Origin of the sequence: Bacillus sp. JJ1566 (assembly GCF_036962685.1) — a bacterium.
Taxonomy (GTDB): domain Bacteria; phylum Bacillota; class Bacilli; order Bacillales; family Bacillaceae_L; genus Ferdinandcohnia.
Map to the genome: position 1 here is coordinate 26,110 of NZ_JBALOP010000010.1, position 7,020 is coordinate 33,129.

Here is a 7,020-nt window from a genome sequence, read left to right on the forward strand (position 1 = left end):
GCCTTCTCTTTTATAAAGTTAACGCTAATTGATGATGCATATTTACTTTAGGCATACTTCCTTGGTGCAGCTCAGGCATGGGTCTGCCAAGTGCAAAACCCTGCCCCATATGCACACCTATACTTCTCAAAAACTCAAGCTCATCATCTGTTTCAATGCCTTCAGCGATAATTTTTGTCCCTACCTGCATCGCATATTTTACCAAAAGCTTAACAAGATGCTGGTTTTCTAGATGACAGTGAATATTCCGTATAAGTGACTTATCAAGCTTAATAAATTCAGGCTTAAGGTATACAAGTGTCTGTAGACTATTATATCCAGTCCCCGCATCATCAACTGCGATTCGAAAGCCTTGCTGTCGATAATGCTCAATTAATTCTTTAAATTGATTATAATTGATAACAGACTGCTTTTCTGTTAACTCTAATACGATTTGGTTTGGGGATAGATGATGTTTTTCAAGCAATTCCATCGTGATTCCGCTCCGCCAACATGGATCTGCCAACACCTGTGTTTGAATGTTAAGAAACACAAGCGGATTCTTACACTCACTTTGTTTTTTCACCTGCTCTGCAAATCGTTCAATCGAAAGATTTCGTAAAAACTGTTCTACCATAACTACGTAAGAGCTTTCCCCAACATAGTCATAAAAGGTTTCAGTTGTTGGAAAGTGCACTGTACTTTCAGGTCTATTCAATATTTCAAAGCCTTCAGTTGAGCCTTCCTCAAGTGAGAGTATTGGTTGAAACATCGTTTTTACTTTTGATTTATGCATGAGAACCTTAAGTTCTTCGTCCCGTTTGTATTCTTGGTATAATATGGCCCTTTTCTTTTTTAAAAAAGCAATAAATTGTATGATATTACGTAAATGATTTGTCTTCATGGGCTCCTACCTTTTGTACAAAATTAACATGATGTGTCTACCTTTATTATAAAGTGTGAGCTTTCTTTGGAACGATAAGATTATGTAAAGTTTTTGTAAAGGAAAAAAGGCTTGGAGATTTCCCCAAGCCTCAATATAATCAAATACGCCAAGATTTTTTAGGCCCACACGAGGTGAGTCACAAAGACGTTGCCACAGGATGTGGCGTTCTTAGTCTTTGATCCTTCGAAAAGTTTCCTTTGAAAATCTGTGGCATCCGCTGAAGGCTTTAACTTTATTGGGCATGAGTAAAAGACTTCTGCCCAATAAAATTAGTATTCCGTTGTAATAATCGGTGTTCCAATCGTCACATCAATTTCATTCTTCTCTACGTTTGCCCTAAGTCCGATCTGCAGGTTAATTTTTTCCCGTTCGGCCGTCATTAACTCCGATTCAAAAGCCTTAGAGTAAGCTGAAACAGAAACAAACTTTTCTTCCTGCAGCTGTTCCACGTTTTTCGCTTGTGCATCTTTCACCATCTTTGCTACTACTTCAACCAGTTCCCTTTCCTTAGATGCCAATACACCGGATATTGAATAAAAGGTTTTACTATCCTCAAAAGATTCACCAGTCCATTTAATCTGCTCAGCGGTTAGCTTTGTACCTTTCGCTTCATTGGTAATTGCGATTTCGTACTTTTCACCTGATTTATATGCTTTTAACTTAATCGACTCTGTTATTCCGTGTTCGTTCACTTTTTGTCCTTGCCATACATAATGGCTATTTTCTTCTTCAAGAATTTTTTTCCAGCTATATGAATCATGATTGCTCATGAAAACTTCTATTTGATTTTTCATATCATTTACATCATTTGCTTGTCCGAGCTTACCTCGTGATAAAGCCATCCATGATGAAATTTCAACATTGTTTTTCTCCGCAAGCATTTTTATTTCTTCAAGGTCATTTCCTCTAGTGGCTTCATTATTTGTAAAAAACCCCGCTAAAATTCCAACCGATAGAATTAGTGTAATTGTCAATTTCATCCGTCTCTCACCTCTTTAACAAGGATAGCCAAGGTTTTTCGTATCTATACCTGAAAATCTAGTAATCTAAAAAATAGATTAATTTCTCTAGTTTTGTTTTACTTTTCATTTTTTTAGTACAATATAAAGAAGATACCAAGGAGGTGTAATAATGAAATCAATTACTGTTTCGTTTCATAAAGAAGATGCGGTCGATGCAATGAAAGTCGACATTTTGGAAGAAGAGGATTTTAATCGAGTAACAGAAGGTGGCACGCGACACCTATTTGAGCTTGATACAAATATAGGTTTCTTTGTCTTTTTCGATGGTGCAGATGCCGAGGGGAATTTACATTATCTTGCCCTGCAATATGATGAAGAAAGTGAAGATCCTACATACTGTTTCTCATTTGAGCTTAAGGATTTTTATGAATTCATGGCATTGTACCTTAATGACCTTCAATTCTCAGATGAGGAATCTGAGGACGAAGAACAAGAATATGGCGCAATTCATCATCTTGCCCACCTGCTATTCCATATTGTCGAAGACGCGAAACAAGCAGAATAACAACAAAAAGCGCAAGCGAATTGGAAGAGGAACATCGACTAACTACTGCCACGTCCTGTGGCAAACGTCGATGTCAGCACTTCCTCGAAAATGCGGTGCATTTTCTTCGGCGATGTTTATGCTGTCGAAGCCTTCCTTGGTCCTGTGCAAGCCCGACAAGCACTAGACAAGCGCTGACAGAAGGCGCTTTTTGCCTTCAGAAGCGATTGGCTTGTGACCTCGAGGGGCTAGGCGCTAGAGCTGGACTTGGATAGACCACTTCATTGTGGTCTTTTTTCCTTTTCAAAAGGAAAAAATTATGAAAAAATAGAGAGAGAAAAGCCTAGGTGGGTGATGACTTGTTTCTTAATATCCTTTTCACAATTATTTTCATACTTGGTGTGTATTATTTAATTCAATACAGAATCAGCATAAAAAAGGCTGTTGACCTTTCTAAAGTGGCTCTTTTCCCGCAAACGGCGGATGAGTTCCGTGGGATCCTTATACCTACTGAATATAATGAAATGGAACCACTCTCTAAATCAACAAGGTCCTATAAAATTGTCAAATGGGGAACTGTTGTTGCAATTGCACTCCTTTTGGGATTGCTGTTGGTTATCCTTACAACAGACTACTTAGGGTCTTCCTTCTTCTCAATGGCGTATTTCTTTTTCGCCATCATAAGCGCTGTTCGCCACCGCGGAAATTTATTTATTTTGCCAAAAGGGATTATCCTGCAAGGGAGATATTTTTCGTATAGCCGAGTTAAGGAATATAAGGTCGAACGAATTGTGCGTTGGCATGATTTGTACGGCATTAATGACCGCATGAATTTTAGCTATAAGCTAACGATTAAGGTAAAAGGTTTTTTTCCATTAGTTAATTTTGTAGTTATTGAAAAAGATGCACATCTTGAAAAAATTATTCAATTACTGGAAACGAACGGTGTCCAAGGTAAAAGAATGGCGGACCCCTTTCAACAATCTAGCCCAAACATGACAACAAAATCGTAAATCACTAGGCCATCAGCCTGGTGATTTTTTATTTCCACATTTGTACCTTCTCTAAATAGGGATTTTGTCCAAACTACTAAGTACATTTGTGCATAGAGTAATTGAAAAGACTACTACAAAACGGAAGGAGTCGATAGATTTGCCTACTGCTATGCACATAAACCTACGTGTAGACCCTACTCAATACATTCCACAAATCCGAAATGTCCCTGGCTATGATTATATTCATTTAGTTAGACAGCCAAAGTATATGGTAGATATGTCCCTCTTAAATGATAAGGTTCACTATTTAAATGAAATTATGTCACCTACGAAATTTGTTAAAAAACAAAAAATAAAGCTTATTCATGCTCATCATGGACAGCTGGGAATCCTTTTACTTCCCTTTAAGGAACAAACTGGCTTACCCATGGTTACAAGTATTCGTGGACGAGATGGAACCCTCGCGGACCAGCATTTTACCTATCTAGATCATATGAAAATGCTTTTTGAGCAAACAGAAATGTTATTCCCTGTATGCAATTATTTAGCTGAGAGAATGATTGAATGGGGCTGTCCCGCTGAAAAAATCAGAGTGCTCTACGGTGGTGTGGATCTTGATCAATTTCACTATCGGTCACCTGAACTCACTGGAACACAAAATATCCTTTCGATTGGAAGATTAGTAGAAAAAAAGGGGCACCATGTTTTGCTCCAGGCTTTTTCAAAAATTCGTGCAAAATTTCCTCATGCAACGTTGACACTTATTGGTCGAGGGCCGATGGAGGATTACCTCAAAAACTTGGCGAGACAATTAAACCTCGGTAATTCGTTTCGTTTGCTGCAGCATCTACCAAAAGCAGAAGTCCATAAGCACATGAAAAACGCGGACCTCTTTTGTGCGGCAAGTCTAACCGCCGCAAATGGTGATGTTGAAGGAATTCCAAATACAGTAAAAGAAGCTATGGCAACAGGGATCCCCGTTATTTCAACAACCCATGCAGGAATTCCAGAGCTTGTGACACATAACGTGGATGGATTTTTAGTACCCGAAAACGATATCGCTGAACTTGCACTTGCACTTGAACACATGCTGACCAATCAATCTTTATGGCTTCCATTTGCTACTGCTGCACGTCAGAAAGTAGAGCAAAATTTCGAGTTATCCGCGCAGCTTAAGCAGCAAGCCCGCTTCTATGATGAACTATTAGGAGGTTCGAAATGAAAGATTTCACTTCAATAACTGTAACGAAGCTGGAAAAATTACTAGAAATCAAGAACCCTACTTCTTATCCTCTAATTGGCAAGGGGTCTCAAGGGGCTGTTTTTAAACTCTCCGAGGATAAATGTGTAAAAATTTATGTGGACCCTCTCCAAGCCAAAATGGAACAGGAAGCTCTTCAAGCCGCTAAGAAAAATCCCTTCATGCCAAAGGTTTATGAAACTGGTAAAAATTATATCGTGATGGAATACTTGAATGGTCCTAGCTTAAAAGAGTATCTCCTTGGAAGCATGTATATGCCCGAAGAGATCACTAAGAAACTTTTACAATTACTGGAAAGTTTTAAAAAGGCTAAATTTACAATGTTAGACGCCCCACTTCGCCATATTTTTATCGTAAATAATGAATTGAAGGTAGTAGATCATGTAAATGCATTCAAACGAATTCATCCCGTTCCGATTAAATTAATTCGTGATTTAAAATTACTCCTGTTGAAGGATTCCTTTCTCATGCAGGTGGAAAAGCTTGCACCAGACACCTATGAAGAGTGGGACAGTTATTTTTATAAAAAAATAAGCATTAAGAAAATGCTCGTTCTACCTGAAAGTGGAAATAGCGTTAAGGTTGATAGCTCTTTATCACAGCTGCTTATTGGAAAAGGACACCAGGGTGCTGTTTACCGATTATCAGAAGACCGCTGCGTAAAGGTTTATGGAAAAAGCATACATGCTGAACAAGAACAAGATGTTTTATTGTCCTGCCAGCATTTGTCCTTCATCCCAAAGGTACATGAAGCAAAGAAAAATTATGTTGTGATGGAATATCTATCTGGACCAGACCTAAATACGTATCTAAAAAAACAGTCCAAACTTCCAGAAGAGGTTACGAGAAACCTACTAGATATCCTCACACAACAGAAGAAAGTCGGCTTTAAGCAAATCGATGCACCACTGCGCCATATTATTATCACGAAGAATGGCTTTAAAATGGTTGACCATGTGTATTCATATACACGCGACCAGAATCGTCCACTGGAATTATTTCAAAATCTGCGTGAAAGAGGATTTTTTGAGGCGTTTTTAGAGCAGGTAAAAAGGCTTGACCCAAAAACCCATGACGAATGGACCAATACCTCTATTCCTAAAAGCGAGGAAGGATAAGGAACTATGAGCATTCTAGTAACTGGAGCTGCAGGCTTTATCGGCTTTCACCTATCAACACGTTTGCTGGAAAAGGGATATCATGTCGTCGGTGTCGACAATCTCAACAACTACTATGATGTACGTTTAAAAAAAGAGCGCCTCCTTCGACTAAAGCAGCATAATAATTTCACATTCTATCAACTGGATCTGGCAGATTCAGAGAAAGTACTAGAGCTGTTTAAAATGGAGAAAATCAATATTGTGGTTAACCTTGCCGCTCAGGCTGGTGTTCGTTACAGTCTCAAGCATCCACAAGTATATGCCCATTCTAATCTAGTTGGATTTCTCAATATTTTAGAGGCCTGCCGCCATCATCCTGTTGATCATCTCCTGTTTGCATCCTCAAGCTCAGTATACGGGGCAAACGCGAGCATTCCGTTTTCAACGAAGGATTCTGTCGATCATCCTGTCAGCTTATATGCTGCAACAAAAAAATCAAATGAACTCATGGCCCACGCGTATAGTCACCTTTTTAACATGCCCATTACCGGACTTCGTTTTTTTACTGTGTATGGACCATGGGGTCGCCCCGATATGGCCTATTTTTTGTTTACCCGTGATATTTTAGAAGGAAGACCCATCAAGGTCTTTAACAACGGTGACATGCGAAGGGACTTTACGTATATTGATGATATAGTAGAAGGGATTATTGGCTTACTCAATCACCCACCATCTACTGACTCTGGCTGGGATCCATTGGACCCAGATCCAAGCTCGAGTAATTCCCCTTACAAAATCTACAACATCGGCAATAATAGTCCCGTAAGCTTAATCAAATTCATTAAGACTTTAGAAAATGCAATTGGAAAACAAGCCAACATCCAGTTGTATCCAATGCAGCTTGGCGATGTCAAAGAAACCTATGCCGATATAACCGATTTGCATGAAGCAATCGGATTTCATCCAAAGATTTCAATTGAAGAAGGACTTACAGAATTTGTGAAGTGGTATAAAGAATACTATCGGTGGTAGTATTCTTTATATTTCCGGCCCGCCTCCTTTTGGAAGCGGGTGTTTTCATGAGGCCGCGCTTGTGGGACATGCTTGCAAATTTTTCGCTTGAGCTTGTACCGCAAAACCCCTCTTGCAGTACATGCTTGCAAATTTTTCGCTTGAGCTTGTACCGCGAAACCTCTCTTGCGGTACATACTTCGGCGGTTTTCTGCTCGGGCG

Annotated in this window: 7 protein-coding genes; 5 read left to right on the forward strand and 2 right to left on the reverse strand. The window is 39.2% G+C overall.

Going from position 1 to position 7,020, the window contains the following annotated elements; all coding sequences use genetic code 11:
* Positions 1 to 10: 10 nt before the first annotated feature.
* Together V7112_RS05650 and V7112_RS05655 are read right to left on the reverse strand one after the other, a co-directional pair.
* Positions 11 to 883 carry an EAL domain-containing protein gene (locus V7112_RS05650; protein WP_335416575.1) on the reverse strand — a complete coding sequence of 291 codons (873 nt, stop codon included), beginning with the start codon at positions 881 to 883 and terminating at the stop codon, positions 11 to 13.
* Between the two features lie 311 nt (positions 884 to 1,194).
* Complete coding sequence (locus V7112_RS05655; protein ID WP_335416577.1) at positions 1,195 to 1,905, reverse strand: YwmB family TATA-box binding protein; 711 nt, start codon at positions 1,903 to 1,905, stop codon at positions 1,195 to 1,197.
* 151 nt (positions 1,906 to 2,056) lie between these two features.
* On the opposite strand from V7112_RS05655, the gene V7112_RS05660 reads away from it, so the two are divergent.
* The 5 genes from V7112_RS05660 to V7112_RS05680 all read left to right on the forward strand — a co-directional run bounded on the left by V7112_RS05660 (position 2,057) and on the right by V7112_RS05680 (position 6,819).
* On the forward strand, positions 2,057 to 2,452 hold the full coding sequence (locus V7112_RS05660) for a cytosolic protein (protein WP_335416579.1): 396 nt from the start codon (positions 2,057 to 2,059) through the stop codon (positions 2,450 to 2,452).
* A gap of 338 nt (positions 2,453 to 2,790) precedes the next feature.
* The gene (locus V7112_RS05665) at positions 2,791 to 3,444 is read left to right on the forward strand and encodes a hypothetical protein (RefSeq protein WP_335416581.1); all 654 of its coding nucleotides are present in this window, start codon (positions 2,791 to 2,793) and stop codon (positions 3,442 to 3,444) included.
* 139 nt (positions 3,445 to 3,583) lie between these two features.
* Positions 3,584 to 4,648 (forward strand): glycosyltransferase, encoded by a 1,065-nt coding sequence (locus tag V7112_RS05670; protein WP_335416583.1) that lies wholly within the window; start codon positions 3,584 to 3,586, stop codon positions 4,646 to 4,648.
* Positions 4,645 to 5,805, forward strand: coding sequence for a hypothetical protein (locus V7112_RS05675; protein WP_335416585.1), 1,161 nt, complete (start codon positions 4,645 to 4,647; stop codon positions 5,803 to 5,805). The genes V7112_RS05670 and V7112_RS05675 overlap by 4 nt, the downstream gene beginning before the upstream one ends.
* A gap of 6 nt (positions 5,806 to 5,811) precedes the next feature.
* On the forward strand, positions 5,812 to 6,819 hold the full coding sequence (locus V7112_RS05680) for an NAD-dependent epimerase (protein WP_335416587.1): 1,008 nt from the start codon (positions 5,812 to 5,814) through the stop codon (positions 6,817 to 6,819).
* Positions 6,820 to 7,020: the final 201 nt, after the last annotated feature.

Excerpts from the sequence above, each read along its gene's own strand:
- V7112_RS05650 (WP_335416575.1), bottom strand. The coding sequence starts at position 883 with ATGAAGACAAATCATTTACGTAATATCATACAATTTATTGCTTTTTTA.
- V7112_RS05675 (WP_335416585.1), top strand. The coding sequence starts at position 4,645 with ATGAAAGATTTCACTTCAATAACTGTAACGAAGCTGGAAAAATTACTA.
- V7112_RS05660 (WP_335416579.1), top strand. The coding sequence starts at position 2,057 with ATGAAATCAATTACTGTTTCGTTTCATAAAGAAGATGCGGTCGATGCA.
- V7112_RS05655 (WP_335416577.1), bottom strand. The coding sequence starts at position 1,905 with ATGAAATTGACAATTACACTAATTCTATCGGTTGGAATTTTAGCGGGG.
- V7112_RS05680 (WP_335416587.1), top strand. The coding sequence starts at position 5,812 with ATGAGCATTCTAGTAACTGGAGCTGCAGGCTTTATCGGCTTTCACCTA.